A 21,095-nucleotide genomic window follows, 5' to 3' on the forward strand; every position below is an offset into this window, starting at 1 on the left:
AATTTTCAGATTATAAAGCACAACGAACACGTTAGGGACTTTTTTGAAGAAGAATTAAACCTTGTCATTGACGAAGGTGATGGAATTGTGCTTATAACCGGATGCGCACACAGAGGGATAATAAACATAGTCCTTGATGCACTTGAATTGTTTGATAAGAAAATCAAACTCCTCATTGGAGGATTTCATCTTTACAAATCATCTGAGGAAAAGGTTGATAAAGTTCTCTCGATTCTAAAAAGCTTGCCAATTGAACAGATAATACCACTACACTGTAGTGGGGAGTTGGTCAAAAAGAAATTATCAGGAGAAACAGTTTAAGATGGGGTAAAAACGCTACTCAGACGCAAGAACGTAGATGGCAAAAGGGACAGCAAAAGAATGCGATAGCTAAAAATAGGTAGTGCTTTAAAAGGCTGAAAGGATGAATTGTCTTATATGGAAAAAGAAAACTCAAAAGCGTTCTGGGCGTTTGAGAAACTCGATGAATACCAACAAAGAATTATTAAAATGACGGATGAAAAGACAATCCTCCTCGCTGGACCTGGGACTGGCAAAACAACGCTAATTGCACACAAGATTGCCTACCTACTACTTAGCGGTGTCAAGCCTTCTGAAATCTTGCTCTTTACATTTACAAACAAATCCGCCAATCAGATAATCTCTACTGTTGAAAAAATAACAGGAATTAACCTACGCGAAAATAAAATTCTTGCCGGCACTTTTCATACCATTTGCAACACCTGGCTCAGAGCATATGCAAATGAGATAGATATATCACCAAACTACACCATCTTCGACAGACATGATGCAAAAGAGTATATGAAACTACTGAGTTTAAACAAAAATATCGATGCCTTTTACACTGATTACTACCTTGCCCACGAAAGCATACTCTACAGTCTTTACTCAGATTCAATCAACACCTGCACTCCAATCTCTGAGCTTATCGAAAAACAATTCCAAAACCAACACGATACCAAATCACTTGTTGAAAAATTCTACAACGCTTACGAACGTGAAAAAGCCAAACGCAACATATTGGACTTTGAAGGCTTAATTTCTAAGACTATCAAGCTATTGGACGAAAAACCGACTATCCGCTCTCAAATCACATCCCAATACAAATGGCTCTTTGTTGATGATTTTCAGCACACAACTCCCATCCAATACGAACTTCTCAAAAAACTTTCAGCAGATAACCACCTTTTCATTACAGCCGACGATGCCCAGAGCATCTATTCCTTTGCTGGAGCAAGGCTTGATAACCTAAAAGATGCCATGAAAGACTCAAAGGTCTTGACACTTCAAACCAATTACAGAAGCACAGACAAAATAGTTGCACTGCTCAATTTTGCCATACCAAAAAGTGCAATTCCAAAAGAATTAAACTCTACCAAACAAGGAAAGCAAAAACCCGTAGTAATTATCGCCAAAGACGACGATGATGAGGCGCAAAAAGTGGTGCAAATAATAGAAAAACATTTAGTGCAAGGGTATGCATATAAAGACATTGCCGTGCTATCAAGAAAAAGCTACTACCTTTACAACGTGCAAAGAGAATTACGCAAAAGACACATTCCATACGTCAACCATTCAGACAAAAGAATCACGGACCAAGCATATATAAAAGATATGATTTCCTTTCTAAAAATCTTCCAAAATCCGTTTGACTCACTGGCTTGGTATAGGGTTCTTGTAAACATTGAGGGAATAGACGATGAGGTTGCGTTTAGAGTAATCAATGTGCTTAGCAACTTTCAAAATCCGCTTGAAGCATTCTTTGAAATAAGCATAACAGCTTGCGATTTAAACTTGCTAAAAGAAGTTTTCAAAAATTCGATAAACAAACCGCCGTCCAAACAACTAAAGACCTTCTACGAAAATTTCTATTCAAAGGCAATATCACAAAAATACGAAAGCAAAAACAAGCTCAGCGAAATTGATAGAAACATACAAAAGCTAATAACCTTTGCGAGCGCATATGCTTCTAACAAAGACCTTATTGACGACATTACATTGTCCTCAGACACATTATCACTGGGAAATTTTGATAATCCTGATAATCTTGATATATCCACTATGGATGCGATAACTCTCTCAACAGTTCACCAAGCAGTAGGTAAAGAGTGGAAAATCGTCTTTATCGTAGGAGTTAATCCAGCTGATTTTCCTGACTCTCGCTCGGTCCAAGAAGGCTTATTTGACGAAGAAGAGAGGATATTTTATACAGCCATCTCAAGGGCGGAAGAAATTTTGTATATCTCCCAATCGCAATGGCACAAAAGGGAAGATAACCCACATAAAGACTTGCCTGATTTTGTTGAGAGATTGCCGAATGGTTTGATAGAAAGAGTTTAGATTTAGTAGATTGTGGCTGTGGATGTTTGGTGCCAATAGTGATAATAGGAATAGTTGCACTTTTGATAGTGATTTTGTAAAGTTGTAAAGAATTAGGATAAAGAGAGATTTGAAAAAATCAAATACCAATAAAGCATGAAAAGCTTAGTCAATTCCACAAAGCACCAAAACGCTTGTGGAATTTTTTCTTTTTGCGAAAAGATGTGTTACATGAATAAGAAAGTGAGGTATAATATTAAAAGTAGGACCCAAAAGATATGAAGATATGAAATTCTCAGATTTTCTTTTTACTATAATGAGGGAGAATTACTTTGCATGAAAATACGTCCTCATTCGCATCAGGTTACAGCAATTGACGCGTGGTTTAATAATAATTGTCGTGGGATAATTTCGATGGCGACGGGCACTGGAAAGACATTCACTGCAATTGGTGCCGTGGATAGATTGTTTAAGGAGATTGAAAAGAATGCAGTATTTATCTCTGCTCCGTATTCTCACCTTGTTACACAATGGAAAAGTTCAATTGAACGGTATGATTTGAAAGCCGATACAGTTATAGAATGCCACTCAGGTATTCCAAATTGGTACGAAAGAGCACTAAAGGTTCTTCGAAAAGTTAAACTCGGTATCTTCAAGAACGTTATATTCCTCTCTACGCACAATACCATTGTAGGAGAAAAAATGAACAATCTCATCGAGGAAATTGCTCTTGATAAAGTCGCGAAACTAACTATCGTTGCAGACGAAGTACATGGCATCGGTTCTAAAATGCGAAGGGAAAATCTTTCTAACCACTTCGAAAACAGGCTCGGGTTAAGCGCAACACCGAAACGTATGTATGATGAAGTTGGAAACAGTTTCCTTCACGAGTACTTTGGAGAAGTCGTATTTGAATTCTCACTTTGCCAAGCTGTGAATAACGTGAATCCTGACACATTGAGAACATACTTGACCCCATATTACTACTATCCAATCCCATGTTATCTAACAGACGAAGAGATGAAAAAGTATAGTGAAGTTACAGAAAAGATAATCAAAAAAGCAAACTATCTACAAAAGTTTAATTATGGAGACCTTGAAGATGATCCCGAGCTTCAGAAATTGCTGTTCAAAAGGAGCAAAATTCTCAAGGCTTCGGTCTCGAAATACGAAGCTCTACATCGAATACTGAACCTGTTAAAAGCACACGGAAAGATCCGAAAGACAATAATCTTTTGTGATGAACAACTCATTGACCAAGTTATGGAAATTCTAAACACAGAGAAAATAAACGCTGTTAAATTTATACAGGAGCTTTCCAAGCAGGAAAGAGAATATGTCCTTAAACTCTTTGAAGAAGAACAGATAGACATTCTTGTAGGAATTAAGATGCTTGATGAAGGTGTAGATGTTCCGGGAGTGGACAAAGCTATAATTCTCTCGAGTTCTACAAACCCTCGCGAATATATCCAAAGGCTTGGTCGGGTATTGCGCATAGCTCCTGCAAAGAAATTTGCATGTGTATATGATGTTGTAGTATTCCCGAAACCAACCGGTTTTGAAAGTGATAGGGTCTATAAGCGAATCTTAGAAGTGGAGTTTTCTCGAGTTGAAATAATGGCTCAATGTGCTGAAAACGCGTTTGAAGCGATACGGACTGTGTCCGAAATAAAGAGGGGGTTTTTCATATGAAACCAGGAAGGGTTTCCGAACAACTCTACAAAATAATTTTAGAAGACTGTTCATCAGTATTCGGAGCAGATGGTGACTTGGTTGCAGATTTTGTAATGGAGATTTTCGGAATATATCTAAGCGAAGTCGGTCAGGAAAACGAAAGGAGACTACTTGGAAAAGTGAAAGAAAAAATTGAAAATTTCCTTGCAGAAGATTTGAAAGATTGGAATAGAAACGATTCGAACCTACTTCAAAAAGAAAATGTTGAAAACAGCAAGGAGATGTGAAGTATGAGACTTGTTAAAGTTGAGATTGCTAACTATCGTCAGTACGTTGATGCTCAGTTTAACTTCGAAAACAATAAAAACAGCGAGCTACATGTAATTGTAGGAAAGATGGGTTCAGGGAAAACAACGTTCCTTGAGGCAGTTAATTGGGCGCTGTTTGGTGAAGAATTCTTTTCTACAAAAAGACACTATGGACCAGCAAATATTAACATTGAAACTTCTTTCAACAGCGGCAGAAATTCAAACTCTGTTCCGGATATAGGCATATTGTCAAAGGTTTGCTTACAGAATGATGGTCAGTATAGAACACATGTCAAATTGGCTTTCGCTGGGGAGAAGGAACAGTTAAAAGTCAACAGAAATGCAAAATTTATCGTTTCAAATGGCAAGATTAGTCCAGCAATAGAAGCCGTTCCTTTGTCTGTTTTTTTGAATAATTCACCAGTGACGGTAGACAGAGAGTTAGAAATTCAAAAACGTTTTCCGAAAGACCTACGAGAACACTTTTTCTTTGATGGTGAAAGTCTTGATGTTTACCTAAAAGAAGCACGTGGTATGCAGATAAAGAGAACCGTAGAACGTTTGTCTGGAATATCAGATATTCAGGACTTCATAGATTTCCTCTCAGAAGTGAGAACCAAGGTAATATACAGAGAACTTCGCGATATGGAAAAGAATAACAAGCGATTAGAAGAAATTTCGCGCAAAATAGAAGAGCAGGAAAAGACTCTAAAAGAACTGAACACACGTTTAGAAGAAGCCAAGCAAGAGAACGAAAAAGTTACGGAAAGGCTCAGAGAAGTAGTTCAGAAACTTCAGTCTCTTCAGGACTACGAACGCTTAAAGGCTGAACTTGAACAACTTGAGTCAGAAAAGCAGGAGAAAATAGAAAATAAAAACCGATTAATGAGTGAAAAGCTACTTCTTACTCTTGATGAAGCCTCGTATACGTTTGGTTGGAAAGCTGTTGAAGAGCACTACAAATTGTCCGGATCAAAGGAACCTTCTATCTTAAAAGAAATACCCAGAACAGCTATTGAGCGCATGATTAATGACAAGACATGTGCAGTCTGTGGAAGCCATCTGTCTGAAGAACTTTTGAACTTACTCTACAAGTCCTTGACCTCGGAATCGTTAGTTATTTCTGAGGACTATTATAATTTGCTAAAAAGAACAATTGTTAAGAACATATCCCAAATAAGGATTCTAAATGAACAAATCAGCGTTGTTGAAAGAGAAATTTCAGAACTTGACAAGAGATTGTATGAACTTTCAAAGAACCTTCCACCAGATGTATCATCTGCCTTGGAGCAACACCAGAACGAGAAAGTCGAACTTGAAAGGCTTAGGGATAACATTCAACAGAAAATATATGACATAACCAACAATATAAAAAGCATACAAAAAGAGCTGGAACAAAACAAGAAAGAATTGAAAGAAATGTTGGACAACAACAAATCGCTTGCGATTATAAAAAGACAACTTGAGTTTGTTCAGGCACTTGAAGATATCTTAGGTAGAGGACTGGGAAAATTGAGGCAAATCATATCCACGGATATAACATCTCACACAAAAGAATATATAAACCGTGTCATGTGGAAGAAGGACCTAATAGATAGTATCGCCTTCACTGAAGAATTTGAATTAACCGTATTTGATAAATCTGGAGCAATTCAGATAAAGGAACTTTCTGGAGGAGAACGCTCAATTCTTACACTTGCTCTTGCCTTGGCAATACATCAAACAGCTGGCGTCTCAATTCCGATTTTCATTGACCGACCATTGACAAATGTCTCAGGTGAAGCGTATTATGAATTGATAAAACTATTATCAAGATTGTCAGAAGAAAGGCAGATAATAATAACCATGACCGACCAAGAATACGAAGATTTAAAGGAACTTTTGGTAAAATTAGCCTCCACGATTCATTACCTAAAGCCAGAAAAAGCTGGCGATTACTACGTAACTACAGTGGAACGGTATCAGTGAAGCTTCAGAGAGGTGAAATATATGGCATCCGAAACTATAATCTTAAGGTTGGATAAGGAAAGAAATGAAAAAATTGAAGCGATAATCGATTCTCTTAAGAAAATATATCCGCAAATCAGAAAAATAAAGGTTTACCTACTTGCAGGTTTCTATGGCTACTACTTAGGCGAGAGAAAACCATCACAAGGTGAGAAAATAGACGTTTCCCGTGGCGAATTCTTGGAAAAGATTGAGTATAAAGACTTTAACCTTTATATCAAAGCGATATATGAACTCTCTCTAAAAGAAAATGAAAATAAGGGAATAGAAGGACAGCAAAGGACAATGAAAGATATGTATTCACTATTCGAAGAATATGTCAATGCGGGTGTAGATAAACTAAGTGAGCTTTTGCAAAAAGCCAATAAACCAGAGGAATTTCTGGAAGAATTAGAACTCGAGATACAAAAAGCGTATGAATCACTCGGTCTAAAACATTTTGAACAGGAGGTACAGAGCGAATATGGACAAGAAGAAATTTGAAAGAGAATTTTACCAAGCTCTTGAAGACCTTTTCATCGGAGCAAAAATTGAAGGAAAATCCGGATACATCAACCTCATGAAATTCAAAAGTGGGTATTACAACAATGTTGTGAAACCAGCTTTGATGGAACTTGTTGACCAAGAACTTGAAAAAAATGGAATAGAAGATTTCAGAGAGGAACTTTTTGAAAAGCTCTACACATTTTTCAAAAGATACTTTTCTGAAAGCGGTTCAATCTACTTCACCTACACACCTTGGAGTGAACGCATTTACGAGCGTGTATATGACCCAGAAAGCGATGTTGCGCTTTTCTGGAAAACACACATGCTTTACTATGTGAAAACTGAGAAAAACTACCAAAGCATGGAAGTGACGATAAAAGGTGTCAATGGCGAGGAGTTATCATTCTGGTTCGATGTCAGCAATTTGGAACACAAGAAAGCTAATGAAAAGAAGGAACTTAACTTTACGTTTAAAAACATCGATGAAAAAGGAAGAATAATACTCGAGTGTTATTACAAGGAAGGAAATAAAGAAACAAATGTTGATGAAATTGCTAAGCAAGTCAGAAGCAATGTGAAAGAGATATCTTCGCAGGAACTAAAGCAGAAACTGGAAAGTATAACGACAGATGATATAGAAAGAGCATTTCAAATTTTCAACAAACAGTCGGAAGTGGATTATTTTATAAACAAAGATGCAGAGAAATTCTTAAAGGAACAACTCGACATGTTTATTTACCAATACATGTTCGATTCAGAGAACATTTGGTCAGCAAAAAGAGTAATGGAAATACAAACATACAAGAAAATAGCAGAAAAGATAATAGAATTCATTGCTCAGTTTGAGAATGAGCTTGTCAAGATATGGAACAAACCAAAGTTTGTTTTCAACAGCAATTATGTAATCACACTTGATAGGATATTAGCAAAACCTGGTGGAAAAGAAGTAATCGAAAAATTACGAAACCATCCCGGGATGGAAAATCAGATAGCCGAGTGGAAAGAATTGAAAATAGTAGAAGAAGGTTTTACTTTTGAAGAAGTCTTTAACACTAAAACAGGTAATCTCTTCGAAGAAGCTAATGCGGAAATTAACCCAAAATACAAATTCTTACCGATAGATACTAAGTATTTTAAAGACATAGAGATAGAGATACTCAAGCTATTTGACAGGCTTGATGATGAACTTGATGGATGGCTGATAAAGAGTGAGAATTATCAAGCATTAAATACAATTTTGCCGAAGTTTAGAGAAAAAGTCCAAACAATATATATAGACCCACCTTTCAACAAAGAACAAGATGCTGATTATTTATACAAAGTCAAATACAAAGATTCAACATGGATAACAATTTTGGAAAACAGACTTAGATTGGCAAGAGACCTTCTAAAAGAAACAGGAAGCATATTTGTAAGGTGTGATTATAATGGAAATATGTATATCAGGCTTTTAATGAATGAAGTTTTCGGTGAAGAAAATTTTAGAAATGAGATTACAATAAACAGGATTAACAAGCAGGATCCAAAAGTTAAACGCTTTAACACAGCCACAGAATCACTACTATTTTATTCCAAAAGTGGTGCTGCTCAATTTTATCTTTTGTTCAAAAAACTACCACGAGCCAAGTTTGAAAGATGGCACTCGATGGATTCTCAAGGACAAGGACAACCACTATATATTTTTGACTACTTATTAGCTCCACCTAAGGGACGCCATTGGACTTATGGCCAGGAGAAAATAAAGCAGATGGAAAATGAAGGTAGAATTAGATTAAGATGCAGAAAGTGTGGTTACATTCATACTTCGGGGCCATGGAAAGGATGTCCAAAATGTAAGAACCTTGATGACGTTACGGTAGAATATTTACTACCACCTACTGAGGATAAGCAGATTGATTCAAATTGGACCGACATTCCTGGATATTCCTCGACAACAGATTTTCACACGGAAAATTCTGAAAAATTACTTGCAAGGGTTGTGAAATCGACAACCAATCAAAACAATTTAGTTGCGGACTTCTTCCTTGGGTCAGGCACAACCACAGCTGTTGCTCATAAGTTGGGTAGAAAGTGGATAGGCATAGAAATGGGAGAACATTTCTATACAGTAATTTTACCCAGAATGAAAAAAGTTTTAGCTTACGACAAGTCAGGAATATCAAAAGAAGATGATGTCAAAGAGTTCTATAACGAAAACAACGCCGGTGGTTTCTTCAAATACTACGAACTTGAACAATACGAAGATGTGCTTAGAAATGCAAAATATGAACATGCAGACCTCATGCTCCAGCCTTCCCAAGGCAAGGACGTATTCAGTGAATATGTCTTTATGCGTTCTCCAAAGTTTGTAGAACATGTTTTGGAAAAAACGGACTCAGGATTTAAAGTGTCGTTTGAGAAGTTGTATCCAGATAAGAAGATAGATATAGCTGAGACTCTGTCAAATGTTTTGGGTGAAAAAATCTTAAAGATATTAGACAACGCTGTTATTTTAGAAAAGAGTGGAAAAATAGAATTCGACAATATTCCTATCGAATACATTAAGCCTTTGATTTGGTGGTGAAAATATGCCAAGAGTTTCAAACAGAACTAAGTCATCAAAAAATGCAAGCTTTTTAGAAATCATTCCGCTACTTAGGGAATTTGTTGATACATATGTCCCAGATTTTGAAAACCTTCCTGCAGAATGGAAGGAGATAGACATTCGCAGTTTTTCGAACGAAAAAAGTCTCTGGGAATTCCAAGTTGAAGCAATCAAGTATGCTATACGCGCCTTGTATTATTACTATGGCATCAAAAACGGAGACAAATATGCGTTCTGGGAAGAATTAAGAAATTTCGCATTGCAAGATTTTAATATGGATTTAGAGAATGCTCTAAAAATAAGTCCGTCAGATGGGGATATATTCTCAATTCTCAGTAAGTTTTTCTACAGCTATGATGAAGGCATTTCATTTGGTAACTTCTCAAATAGAATGAGCTTTTGGATGGCTACTGGAAGCGGGAAAACGCTTTTAATTGTGAAGTTAATTGATATTCTTGCAATCTACATGGAACGAGGGCTTATACCAAAAAGAGATATACTGTTTTTGACATATAGGGACGACTTGATTGAACAGTTTCAAAAACACTTTGAGGAGTATCGATTTAACACAAGCAAGAAACCATATCTATTCGAACTCAAACAGTTTGGTGATGTAAAGGAAAAGGGAGATTTCCTGTTGTTGCCAGTTTTCTACTACAGGTCGAACAACATTAAAGACAGGCAAGGAGACAAGACGATTGACTTCAAAGACTACGACAACAACGGAAATTGGTACATAATCCTCGATGAGGCACACAAAGGTGATAAGGAATCAAGTAAGAGTCAGCAGTATTTTTCAATACTTTCAAGAAACGGGTTCCTCTTTAATTTCTCAGCAACCTTTACGGACATTCGTGATATTTTAACAACGGTCTACGAATTCAACCTTCGTTCGTATATCAGGGAAGGCTATGGTAAAGTGCTGAGAATCTTTCAGGAAAATTTAAACATAGGTGCTAAAGTAAAGAAGAGTGAAGATTTTACCAGTGAAGAGAAGGAACTCATAATACTAAAGATGTTACTGTTGCTGACTTATTTGAAAAAGAAAGCAAAGGAGATAAGGGAGAACACCGAACTAAGTGTTGAATATCATTCCCCTCTCGCAGTATTTTTAGGAAACTCAGTAAACGTCGAAGATTCTGATGTGAAACTTATATTTAAAAAGCTAAAGCAGATATCCTCTATTGAAGGATTTGAAAAGTATCTCGATAACAAAGAGGTTTTTGAGAAACTAAAACAAGACCTGCTTAGCTCACCAGTAAATCGTCCATTTGATGAGAACGAAGACGATGATTTAAGACTATCCAAGGAAGAATTCTTATCAATAACCCCTGGTGATGTATTGAGAGAAGTTTTCAATGCCGAGACTCCTGGTGATATTGAAATCGTAACCTCAAATTCAGATAAAGAATTTGCTCTGAAATTAATGACCAGCGATAAACCATTTGCTCTTATAAAGGTCGGAGATGCTAAGAAGCTTGCCGATATGCTTATAGAAGAGTTTAACCTCAAGGTGCAAGAACGGTTTGAAAAAGTTGATTATTTCTCTAATTTGGATGAATATGAGCATATAAATATACTCATTGGTTCAAGAGCGTTCTACGAAGGTTGGGATTCTAACAGACCGAATATTATAGCTTTCGTAAACATCGGAACAGGTGATGAGGCTAAAAAATTTGTGCTTCAATCAATAGGAAGAGGACTCAGAATCCAGCCAACAAAAAGCGGTGACAGAAGAAGGTTAGAAACTGACAAACGGTTTAGAAGATACTGGAACTTAATAAAACCTCTTGAGACGTTATACATATGGGGCACAAAGAAGGATATAATTGGAAAGATACTTGAAGGCGTTAAAACAGTGTCCGACTTCTCGGGCAAGGAGATTACGTTACGCAAGAATGAAAAAAGGATAGGTAATAACAAGCTTCTTATACCTGTTGCAAAAAAAGTCGAAATAGAATTTGACAAACACTTCTTGGAACGTTTCACTCCTCTGTCTGTTTACGAAAGGGATTACTTTGACGCAAAAAGCGTTGTCGAAAACACATCTGATGAGATGCTGTACTTTATGTTCTTTTATAAAAGCAAATATGCCCGCGTTAAAATACAACTACTCAGAGAGATTTTTAACGAGAATAATAAAAACAAGTTCTTCGTGATAGACCATTCACGAAAGACAGGTATAGGTTGGTATTACACAATTCAAAGAGTAGTCAAAGCGATTGAAAATAACTATGGTTATAAATACACCGCTTTGTTCTCAGTTGACGATGAAGAACATATTAATCATTACAAAAGGATTCTTATCAGACTTCCAGAGGATAAAGTCCAGCATGTAAAGGAAGCAGTTGACGAAGTTTATGGAGGTAGGAAAGGAAGAGAATTTCTTTCAGTTAGCGAATCCTCAGGAATTGACCTTTTGATAGAGTTCTTTGAAGAACATTATTACGTTCCTGTCCTAGAGGCACTTAACAGAGAAGTAGTTAGAAACAAGATTGCTGATTTGATTAAAGAACCAAGCGAAATCGATTTCTTAAACGAATTACGCTCAGCGTCAAACAAGTTTGAGGTTGATTGGTGGCTTTTCAGTAAACTTGTTGAACGAAAGGATAATATTTACATACCTTATCTTGATAAAGATGACCAGGAGGCACGCTTTTATCCTGATTTCATATTCTGGTTCAAGAAAGGCAACAGATATCTGGTCGTTTTTGTTGATCCAAAAGGCACTGAACACGTTGATGCAGAAAGAAAGATAGATGGTTTCGAGGAACTTTTCACAGACAACGGAGTGCCGAAAAAATTCTATGCTGAAGATTACGAAGTAAAAGTAAGATTGTTCTTGTATAACAAAGAACGAGAATCTTCAAAGAAATATACCCAATATTGGATAAGGAGTATCAACGCACTTGTTGAGCAAGTGAACAGTGAGTTCACGAATGAGTGGTGAAATGTTTCCCAACAATCGTCCGAGAAAAGAGGATTTAGGTACAAAAAGGAGGATATCCAAAATGCTTCCAAAAACTTATGAATGCTATAAACCCATTCTCGAACTTCTTGCAGATGGGAAAGAACATACAAAAAAAGAGATAATCGAACATTTAGCCAAGTATTTTAACGTTACAGAAGAAGAAAGAAGGATGAGGCTTCAAAGTGGTAATGATTTTATCTTCATTAATAGAGTTGGATGGTCAATTTTTCATTTAAGGAGAGCCTCAGTTATAGAAAATCCAGAGAATGAGAGGGGTGTCTACAGGGGTGTCTATAGAATAACGCGCCGAGGCTTGGATGTATTGAAAAAGAATCCTAAAGTGATTTATTCCAAGGATTTGGAAAACCTCGCTGATAAGCCAGTGGAGAATAATACTGGCGTTCCAACTGAACAACCACCTGAAGAAATAATATCTGAACAACTTAAGATTCTTAAAGAAAAGCTCAAAGACGAATTAAAACAGAGAATTCTTGAAAAGAGTCCTCAGTTTTTTGAGAAGCTTGTTTTGGAATTGATTGTGAAGATGGGATATGGTGGGTCGTTCGAAGAAGCAAGCAAAGTGCTTGGAAAAAGTGGCGATGAAGGTGTTGATGGAGTGATTAAAGAAGACGTTCTCGGGTTGGATAATATATACCTTCAGGCAAAAAGATACAATCCTGGACAATCGATAGGTAGAAAGGAAATCCAGAGCTTTGTTGGAGCACTCCATGGCAAGGGTGCAAGAAAGGGGATATTCATCACAACTGCATCGTTTACTAAAGAAGCTCTGCAATATGCTGAAAACATCAAGGATATAAAAGTTGTTCTTATCGATGGTGACAAGTTGCTCGATTATATGATTAAATACAACCTCGGCGTGCGTGTGGATAGTGTTATTGAGATTAAAAAGATTGATTCGGATTATTTTGAAGAGGAGTAAAAACATTATTTTCAAAATATACCTACCAACCACAGAGTAGACCATGAGGATAAAAAGGTGTTTCCAAGTATCGCAAGCACTAAATCTGTTTTTTTGGTTACATTAATTGTAAATTGTATAGGGGGAAACCATGCAGAAAGCTGGTCGAATTGCAGGGATAGGTTTGTTAGTTTCGTCGTTTCTTTCGTTAATACCATCTTTGGGACCGTTCTTGGATTTTATAGTTTATCGTAGGATTGAAGTTTCAAAATTATCCGCAACCAACACCTTTGTGAGTTTAATCATACATTTAATAGGATTACTACTGCTTGTTGTCGGAGCACTCATGCTTGCAAAAGCAACTGGGCGAAAGAAGATAGCTTCTTATTTTGTGGGTAGTGCAGTTACAGATATAACTGGAATGTTGTGGGTTAACTTTTTTTATTTTTCATTCTTTGATTATTTCGTTAGTCCATTGTTCAACAACGGGCGTTTAGAGTTGCAGATTTCGGTAGAACCATTGATTGTGGGTGTAATCCTAATGATCCTGTATTACATGTTCCTCTACAAAGCCTGTAAAGAATTGGCTTTAGCTACAAACATGAAGATTTTCTCCGAAGCAACGAAATTGTTCAAATGGGGCGGTATTCTATTGATTGTTTTTGGCGTAGGAGCGATAGGGATACTTTTAGGAATTATTCTTTGCATCATTGGGTTGTTTACTATCAAACAGGAATTTCCAGCGCAAGAGATGTGAGTTAGGTTGTGCTATCAGCTAAGACAGGTTGGTTGGTAATTATCGATTTCTGTGTTTGTGTGTTAGGATAACATCTCACACGCTTTTTGGTTATTTTAATCATCTTTAGCCTATTCTGGACTGAAACCAAAACGAAAAACCCCCTAAGTGATAAAAGTAAAACCATCGAGGGGGTGTTTTTTTAGCTAAAGAAGGTCAAAGGCATAGGAAATATTTTACTGAACTTAAGCAACGGATTGTTAGACAAATTCCTTGGCAAGAATTTCGAAAGTAAAAAGAAAATAGGACAAATTGACAAGAGGCATAATGCAAATAAGGGCAAAAGGAGGTAATTTATATCCTGACAATGAGGAAGCTAAAAGAGAAAGATATAGACGAAAGTTATTTCAAAGAAGAATTAGTAAAGATGAAAGGAGAGAAGAAAGAAGAATACAAGTGAAATATGAGAGAATACATAAAGCTTTATAAAGAAGAAAGGTACCAATGTAAGCGAATAAAGACTGGGTAATTAGGTAATTTACCCAGTCTTTTCTTACACCACCGTACGTACCGACCGGTATACGGCGGTTTCTTTAGTTGTCATGCGCTACTGCACTCTGGATTGTGTTTCTGGAACTGTCGTTGATGACATTCGCAATCCTTGGTTATCCTCGGGTTCCACACTTCTTTCTCCAAGGTAGCCCTTTTCGGTTTTCTGCTTTCCATCTTTCGACTACTATGACTTCTCTTGACTTCTGACGGTTCTGCTACCCATCACTGAGTAGGTTATCAATAAGTGTGTCCGTCAGACCTCCTCGGGTGGGAACGACCGCCTTCATCCCATGTACTTGCCACATTTACGGCATGAGTCTCCGACTACTAAGCCCATAGCAAAGTGTCACCGCCAAGCTGTTGCTCATGAAGGATGCACCAAAAGTTTTTGGTGGAATACCAGAGCTATGTTGATCGAAAGGTACAAAATATATTTGCTCTTGCATAGCACTTTTGGAAACTATTAAATCTTAGAGCTCTTTATTGCTTAGTGTTTTTTATCAGTTGTTTTCAGAATTCTCGGTTGGCACGATCTTTGTATCATTTTCAGGTTTATCTTTATCCAGGTCGCCGGTTCCTTTTTTAGTAGACTTTATAACTTGCAATATTTGGAATAATTTGTATATGAGTATGGCTAAGGATAGGGATACAAGTACGACTATAAGCAGTATAATGATATTGACTAATGCATCACTACGCGACAGTGATTTCCACCATGAACTAAGTCCTTCGTCAATTTTATATAATATTTTACTTGCACCATATAAATAAGAAATAATTCCTGTGAAAAGTATTACTATTATCAAGATAACTGACAATACAGGTTTAAAGACACCTTTTAACATGCCATATTTCTTCAATATTGCTATTAAGACCGCAAGTAGTGTAAATATTATTAAAGAAAGGTACGTTCCTGTAACATAATCAACATTTTCTCCGTTATCGTTGAGTACAAGAGCGAAGTGCGACGGATTAAATTTGTCATCTAAAAACATGGAAACGATGCTTCCAGTAACTATTCCACCGATTAAACTAATAATAGGTGCGAAGAAGACACCCAAAAATGTCGAAATTAGGATACCTACAAGCCAAGCCATTCTAAGTGCTGAGGAAGCAAAAAAAAGCTTTTTCCAAAAATGCGAAAAAAATAATTCCAAGAACTATTCCAACAATACTCTTTACTTTTACCATCTGAGCATTCCCCCTTTCAGCAAAGTTTGATATATAGAGGTTTATAAAGCAATAACATTTATCCTGTCAAAAACTCTCTGTTAATATTAGGAAGCTTATACTGGTAAATACCGCGATAACTGATGACTTCTCAAATCTGGTACAAGTTTAGCAGGGGTATAAGGAATTGGTAATTCTGTTAATTAACAAAGTTACAAAATACTAAAATCAAAATGGTAGCTAGCTGTAATCCATTGTGTTAAATATCCATTAAAGAAATAGTTTGGAGTTGGTTTTAGGATACTTTGTAGCATTAATGGTTTCTAAGAAAGAATAATATATGAAAGTTCTGGAAAGTTAGGCTTAATAGAGCCTTAAACTCTTAAAAAAACCATCAAACCTGTCTTTTCCCTCGAAGTCATTTTTTGCTGAGCTTGAATTTCTTACCAACTTGCTTGAATAATCGGGGTTTGACCTGTTTCGACAAGGTAATCTCTTAAGACATCTGCCAAAACTATTGTCAATTTCTCTCTGTTTCTAAGTGTGAACTTTCTTGCAAAAGGACAAGCTACTATTGGCTTTTCCGAAGAGAACGTCAACATATTGTTTTTCAAGTAGGTTCAATTTCCTTATCTACTCTATCTACTCCAAACTCATTTGCACTTCGTTTATGGTTTCGAGCAGTTTTGAAATATACTTTAGAGCAAGGTAAGATTTCTCATCGTATTCAATTCTCAGTTCTTCGTATAGCTTTTCGATTTCAGAAGAGGTTTCAGTTATTACCGTTTTTAAGAGAGATACTAATTTTGTTTTAAAGTTTGTCAATACCTCGTTGAAGGAGTTCTCCAGTTTCTGCGTATCACATTTGTATATTTCGTAGTCATAGCGCCCAAAAGTCAATATTTTGAGGATAACATTTAATAAAAGTGTGTGAACTGGTTTTCGTTTTATGTAATTTCGCATATCAATACTAAGTGGGCTTATTTCTTCTATTTGTTTTTTAAGGTGCTCGAATTGTGCAACGCATTTAAGCGTCAAGTTATCAATTCTGTAGAGGTTATTGACAATGTAAATGTGTAATGAGTGTGCCGGTGATATTAGTGCAAGAACATCTGTTATTCTCCTTATGCTTTTTTCAAAGTTTTCTTTGTCTTGTAAAGCAGAGCTTTTAATTATATTGATATGCGCCATTATCATCTCCTGGAGATTGTCAAGAAACTTCTCCAGCAGATGTTTTACCTCGTTCAACGTTGTGTTGAAATCTATGATTGGTTCTTTCTTGTTGCGTAAAATATAGTAGAGGTCACTATAAAGTTGCTCATAAAAGCGAACAACGTAGTTGTTAACAATATGCGAAAAATAAATGTTGGTATACTTATGTATACTTTTTAATAAGACTTTCTTATCCTCATCGAACAGTTGTTTGAAATATCGCACAGAATTCTTTGCTTTTTCTATTGCTGTATCCTTTCTCGAGCCTTTATCGATAGAACCCAGCAGTAATTTAGCTTGCTCTTTTTGTGTTTTGGTAAGTTTTGTATATAACAATAGTATTTTCGATAACCCGTTCAATTTTCGGAGCAATTTTTCGGTTTCATCTTTGAGCAGCTTTCTCACGTAAACGTGTTTTACGTAATCGGAAACCAGAGGTATGTTTGTGTATTCGAGAAGCCTTTCAAAATTCATAGTTGAGGTGTTCTTTTTTGAAATGTGCTTTACTTTTATGGTTTTAAAAAAGTTCTGAATGCTTGTAAAATGTGTAATAAAACCATCTGTTTGGAATTCTTTACTTTTGTGAATTTCGTCATCTATCTTTTCTAATTCTTCTGCGATATTCTCCGCTTCCCTTAGTTTAGGAATCCGTTCAAGTGTTTTTATAAAGTTGAAATGAATCAATGCAGAACAGGGAATTAGAACGAAGTTGGAAAATCCGAGAGTAAGTAGCTTTTGGTATATGAATTCTCTTGCTGATTCTATATTTTGGTTACTGTTTGCATCAGAAAACATCTCATCAATTTTGTTTAAAACAATTAGTACCGGGGTCTTTCGCCCTCTTGCTTCCCATTCACGAAACACCTTTTTCAGCAAATTTATTTCACTCTCTTGTGCATACTTGGAGTAGTCAATAACAAAAATTACACCGTCGACTTTTTGTAAAGCTTCGTTAAGTGCTTCTTCGTAATCTACACCTGCCAAGTCAGTGCCTGGTGTATCCCAAATCTCATAGTTTATCTCTGAATTCGAAGGGTAATACACTACCATTTCCCGGATTACTTCTTTAGATTTAACTGCTTCTGAGAATTTTTTTCTGAGGAATTTCTTTAATTCCTTAATATCATGGAACTGCAATTTTTGACCCCGATATTCAACAGTAATTTGCAGACTACCGTTTGGAGTGTAGATGACTGTACCAGGAGTTGGGAGTTCGAAACTCGAGAATGCATATTCGTTTCCAAGAAGTGCGTTAATTAACGCGCTTTTTCCAGACTTTTTGTTTCCAACAACAGCAAGTCTTAATCTTTTCGCTTTTATGTTCTCTATTAATTCTAAAATTGACTTTATTTTGAGTGCAATTTCATCAATGCTCGCTTGTTTTGAGTTTGAGGAACTGACAATTGCATCCAGATATTTTAACACAGTGGCTTTGTTCTCAATTAACATTCTCACTGAAAAATCTTGTTTTTTTTCTTGAACCGTTTGGACGAAAGCAACTATTCGAGCATTTAGGAACTGCTGCTCTGTTTCAAGTACTAACTTTTCATCCGTTGTTTTTAAATAGACCTTGGGTATATCGCTTAATTGAGTAACGTTATCCAGTTTTGACTGATGTGCAAGAATACTACTAATTAGTTCTGAAAAGGAAGAAGCTTGAAAACGCCACTTTCCTAATTTACAAAAAGCTCCATCTGAGAAGTGGATTTCTTTCACTATGTATAACATTCCGTTTGCGTATGGTGCAAGTTCTTCATTATGCTTATCGAGTAGTTCATGCAGTGAATCAAAACCTGACCACACCAAAATCTTGGTGTGGTCAAGCTTTTCTGAAAGGTCGTTGAGAGAATTAACTACGGTAACTTTGCTATTCTTCACGTTTTATCCCTGCCGTCTAAGAATTTTTCCTGAGGAAAGAAAAGTCATGATAGCTTAGTAATTGAGAATCAATTTGCAAAACAGATGTTTCTTTATTATTTTGTCCTGTTGTCTTGGAACGGTTTGTTAAAACAAGAATTGATATTAGAATCATAACAATTGCAATGATTGTTATAATAACGAGAACCTTAGCGTTACTTTTTTTAATGTGTCTATGGGTCGTGCTAAATGATTTATACGAACCGGAAGGCTTGTACCCAGATTTGGTTATCTGTTGCTGATTTGCAACTGGTTGAGGGCGGCTTAAATAATCCGTAACGGTCTTTTTTGCCGTGTTAAAGCCATGTACGAAGCTACCTTTCAGCTCATCGTCGAGTTTTTCGATGTACAGTTCCCAGAGCTTACCTATTTGTTTTATTAGTTCCACAATTTTGTTAAACTCTTCTGAATTCTTTTTTGAGAGGAATGCTTTAAATTCTTTTACTAAGTAATTTTCCTCGTTGACTCTTGTTAGTTGCTCAAAATTCAGAAGCTTTGCATTCTTGCTAACCATGTATATGGCATAGTATAAGTCCTGGTAGTTAGATATGACTTTTCTTAGTTCTTCACCAAGACCAGGCACGGACAAATCGAGTAATGTGTAAAGAAAAGAGTACTGATTGTAAATACCATTTTCAGTCTTAAGAAATGCTTCCAGTTTTTCTTCGAAAGCTGAGCTGAGAGCTTGTGCTAAATCAAACGAAAGGTTGTTAAACTCATATGAATTTGTATCGATACTATCCAAACTCGAAAGTTTGGATTCGACTTCTTGTAGCCTCAAAAAGTGTGCTAATTCTTCAAGCCCACTTCTGCCTTCTTTGTGTTTTATTAATCGTATGAAAAAATCTTTCAAGAGCATGTTGGTGCCTCCCCTTAACTAATCATTCAATAAGCTCAATATCTCTTAATATCTTTGATATGTAGCTAAAGCTTTTTTCAATGTTTTTATACAATTTTGCCAGATGTTCTTTCGAACGTATATCTTTATCTAAATCAGAGCGTAACTCTTTAACGGCGTTTGTCACGGAACTATAGTAGTTATCGAATTGACTCTTGAGCTCTTCTTTGAGGTGGTCAAGATTTTGCTTGATTTCTTTTTCAAAAAATTTGGAACTTTCGTTGCTTAAAGCTTTTTCTAACCTTTCATTGAGCCCTTTAATACTTTGTTCTACTTGTTCATCTACCGTTTTTTCCACGGATTGCATGAGTTCCTTCCAAGCTTTTTCATCAGTTTTATACTTCGAAACTTTTTCGCCAAAGAGTACCTTGAAGAAATCAGCAAATTTGTCAAACCAATTCTTTTCCTTCAGTAAAGCATCAACGGACAAGTTTATCAAATCTCCCTTAAATCTAAATGATGTGTTTTCTGCAAAATCAGAAAGATAATTGGATATACTTATCTCAGATACAGATATGCTTGGCAATTGGAAAAGGTATTCATCATGATTAAGTTGTAAGATTTGTTGGAGGTTCTTAGTTAATTCTGTCAGGGCTTTTATGTAATTTTCGTGGTGTCTGTTTAGTTCATACTTTAAACCTTCTTCCAAGTTTTTTAAAGAAGTTTTAAGTACTGCCTGTACGTTCTGAAGACGTTCCGAGGATTTGTCAGCTAAACTTCTCGCGGTGTCTTCTGAGAGGTCAAAATACACCCTGAAGGAAATCTCCTTGGAATCCTTTTTTCCGAAAAGAATATCTTGAAGCTCTTTTTTAAATTTATATTCAAGATACTCTAACTGTTCCTTTTTTTGCTCTTCAAATAGTTTTTTTGCGGAATCAATAATTTGGCTTATGTAATCGCTATTAATTTTCTTCAGGTTTTCTTTTATTTCGTTTTCCATCTTCTCAAATTCTTGGTCTATCACGCTTGGAATTGAGAGTGAGTTGTTGTTTAGATTATTTACTTTTTCAAGGAATTCATCAAGTGCCTTCTTTATCGTTTCCTTTTGTTCTGAGAGTAACAAGATAGAAGTTTTTACCCGGTTTTGGATTTCCGTAGCTGTGCTAGACATTGCCGTAGCGTGGACATAGTCTCTTTCCACTTTTGCTTTTGTTTGTGAAATGTAGTTGATATATCCCTCTACTTGCATGAAGTTTGTTGCTTTCTGTATATCTTCATATTTTGGTTTTTTTATTCCATACGCGCTCCGCAGATAGTTTGCATAGTTGGATATTTCTGTTAAATATGTCTTTATTTCTTCACTAAAAGACGTATCCTCTGA

14 protein-coding genes and 1 pseudogene are annotated in these 21,095 nt (G+C 36.2%); 10 read left to right on the forward strand and 5 right to left on the reverse strand.

Annotation, left to right across the window (positions count from 1 at the left end; all coding sequences use genetic code 11):
- The 10 genes and pseudogenes from AC3M61_RS07530 to AC3M61_RS07575 form a co-directional block, all read left to right on the forward strand.
- A pseudogene (locus AC3M61_RS07530) lies at nt 1-321 on the forward strand (MBL fold metallo-hydrolase); the annotation flags it as partial.
- Between the two features lie 117 nt (nt 322-438).
- Nucleotides 439-2,361 (forward strand): ATP-dependent helicase, encoded by a 1,923-nt coding sequence (locus tag AC3M61_RS07535; RefSeq protein ID WP_500780257.1) that lies wholly within the window; start codon nt 439-441, stop codon nt 2,359-2,361.
- A 315-nt stretch (nt 2,362-2,676) separates the two neighbouring features.
- Nucleotides 2,677-4,032, forward strand: coding sequence for a DEAD/DEAH box helicase (locus tag AC3M61_RS07540; protein WP_500780259.1), 1,356 nt, complete (start codon nt 2,677-2,679; stop codon nt 4,030-4,032).
- Complete coding sequence (locus AC3M61_RS07545; RefSeq protein WP_500780260.1) at nt 4,029-4,301, forward strand: hypothetical protein; 273 nt, start codon at nt 4,029-4,031, stop codon at nt 4,299-4,301. Before AC3M61_RS07540 ends, AC3M61_RS07545 begins: the two co-directional genes overlap by 4 nt.
- Before the next feature lie 3 nt (nt 4,302-4,304).
- Nucleotides 4,305-6,290: an AAA family ATPase gene (locus AC3M61_RS07550; protein WP_500780261.1), complete on the forward strand. Its 1,986-nt coding sequence runs from the start codon at nt 4,305-4,307 to the stop codon at nt 6,288-6,290.
- A 21-nt stretch (nt 6,291-6,311) separates the two neighbouring features.
- Nucleotides 6,312-6,812 carry a hypothetical protein gene (locus AC3M61_RS07555; RefSeq protein ID WP_500780262.1) on the forward strand — a complete coding sequence of 167 codons (501 nt, stop codon included), beginning with the start codon at nt 6,312-6,314 and terminating at the stop codon, nt 6,810-6,812.
- A complete protein-coding gene (locus AC3M61_RS07560; RefSeq protein WP_500780263.1) occupies nt 6,793-9,378 on the forward strand; it encodes a site-specific DNA-methyltransferase in 2,586 nt (861 codons plus the stop codon). The genes AC3M61_RS07555 and AC3M61_RS07560 overlap by 20 nt, the downstream gene beginning before the upstream one ends.
- Nucleotides 9,379-9,382: 4 nt before the next feature.
- A complete protein-coding gene (locus AC3M61_RS07565) occupies nt 9,383-12,349 on the forward strand; it encodes a DEAD/DEAH box helicase family protein (RefSeq protein WP_500780264.1) in 2,967 nt (988 codons plus the stop codon).
- 61 nt (nt 12,350-12,410) lie between these two features.
- The gene (locus AC3M61_RS07570; protein ID WP_500780265.1) at nt 12,411-13,310 is read left to right on the forward strand and encodes a restriction endonuclease; all 900 of its coding nucleotides are present in this window, start codon (nt 12,411-12,413) and stop codon (nt 13,308-13,310) included.
- Nucleotides 13,311-13,440: 130 nt separating this feature from the next.
- Entirely contained in the window at nt 13,441-14,046 is a 606-nt protein-coding gene (locus tag AC3M61_RS07575; RefSeq protein WP_500780266.1) for a DUF996 domain-containing protein, read from the forward strand.
- Nucleotides 14,047-15,077: 1,031 nt separating this feature from the next.
- On the opposite strand, the gene AC3M61_RS07580 is transcribed toward AC3M61_RS07575, so the two are convergent.
- The 5 genes from AC3M61_RS07580 to AC3M61_RS07600 all read right to left on the reverse strand — a co-directional run.
- The gene (locus AC3M61_RS07580; RefSeq protein ID WP_500780267.1) at nt 15,078-15,734 is read right to left on the reverse strand and encodes a hypothetical protein; all 657 of its coding nucleotides are present in this window, start codon (nt 15,732-15,734) and stop codon (nt 15,078-15,080) included.
- Between the two features lie 456 nt (nt 15,735-16,190).
- The gene (locus tag AC3M61_RS07585; protein ID WP_500780268.1) at nt 16,191-16,361 is read right to left on the reverse strand and encodes a hypothetical protein; all 171 of its coding nucleotides are present in this window, start codon (nt 16,359-16,361) and stop codon (nt 16,191-16,193) included.
- A 28-nt stretch (nt 16,362-16,389) separates the two neighbouring features.
- Nucleotides 16,390-18,837 carry a dynamin family protein gene (locus AC3M61_RS07590; protein WP_500780269.1) on the reverse strand — a complete coding sequence of 816 codons (2,448 nt, stop codon included), beginning with the start codon at nt 18,835-18,837 and terminating at the stop codon, nt 16,390-16,392.
- Between the two features lie 16 nt (nt 18,838-18,853).
- Nucleotides 18,854-19,735 (reverse strand): hypothetical protein, encoded by an 882-nt coding sequence (locus AC3M61_RS07595; protein WP_500780270.1) that lies wholly within the window; start codon nt 19,733-19,735, stop codon nt 18,854-18,856.
- Between the two features lie 22 nt (nt 19,736-19,757).
- Nucleotides 19,758-21,095 (reverse strand): hypothetical protein (locus AC3M61_RS07600; protein WP_500780271.1); only part of this gene is annotated, 1,338 nt, incomplete at its 5' end.

Source organism: Fervidobacterium sp. (genome assembly GCF_059913585.1).

Excerpts from the sequence above, each read along its gene's own strand:
- AC3M61_RS07535 (WP_500780257.1), top strand. The coding sequence starts at position 439 with ATGGAAAAAGAAAACTCAAAAGCGTTCTGGGCGTTTGAGAAACTCGAT.
- AC3M61_RS07540 (WP_500780259.1), top strand. The coding sequence starts at position 2,677 with ATGAAAATACGTCCTCATTCGCATCAGGTTACAGCAATTGACGCGTGG.
- AC3M61_RS07545 (WP_500780260.1), top strand. The coding sequence starts at position 4,029 with ATGAAACCAGGAAGGGTTTCCGAACAACTCTACAAAATAATTTTAGAA.
- AC3M61_RS07550 (WP_500780261.1), top strand. The coding sequence starts at position 4,305 with ATGAGACTTGTTAAAGTTGAGATTGCTAACTATCGTCAGTACGTTGAT.
- AC3M61_RS07555 (WP_500780262.1), top strand. The coding sequence starts at position 6,312 with ATGGCATCCGAAACTATAATCTTAAGGTTGGATAAGGAAAGAAATGAA.
- AC3M61_RS07560 (WP_500780263.1), top strand. The coding sequence starts at position 6,793 with ATGGACAAGAAGAAATTTGAAAGAGAATTTTACCAAGCTCTTGAAGAC.
- AC3M61_RS07565 (WP_500780264.1), top strand. The coding sequence starts at position 9,383 with ATGCCAAGAGTTTCAAACAGAACTAAGTCATCAAAAAATGCAAGCTTT.
- AC3M61_RS07570 (WP_500780265.1), top strand. The coding sequence starts at position 12,411 with ATGCTTCCAAAAACTTATGAATGCTATAAACCCATTCTCGAACTTCTT.
- AC3M61_RS07575 (WP_500780266.1), top strand. The coding sequence starts at position 13,441 with ATGCAGAAAGCTGGTCGAATTGCAGGGATAGGTTTGTTAGTTTCGTCG.
- AC3M61_RS07595 (WP_500780270.1), bottom strand. The coding sequence starts at position 19,735 with ATGCTCTTGAAAGATTTTTTCATACGATTAATAAAACACAAAGAAGGC.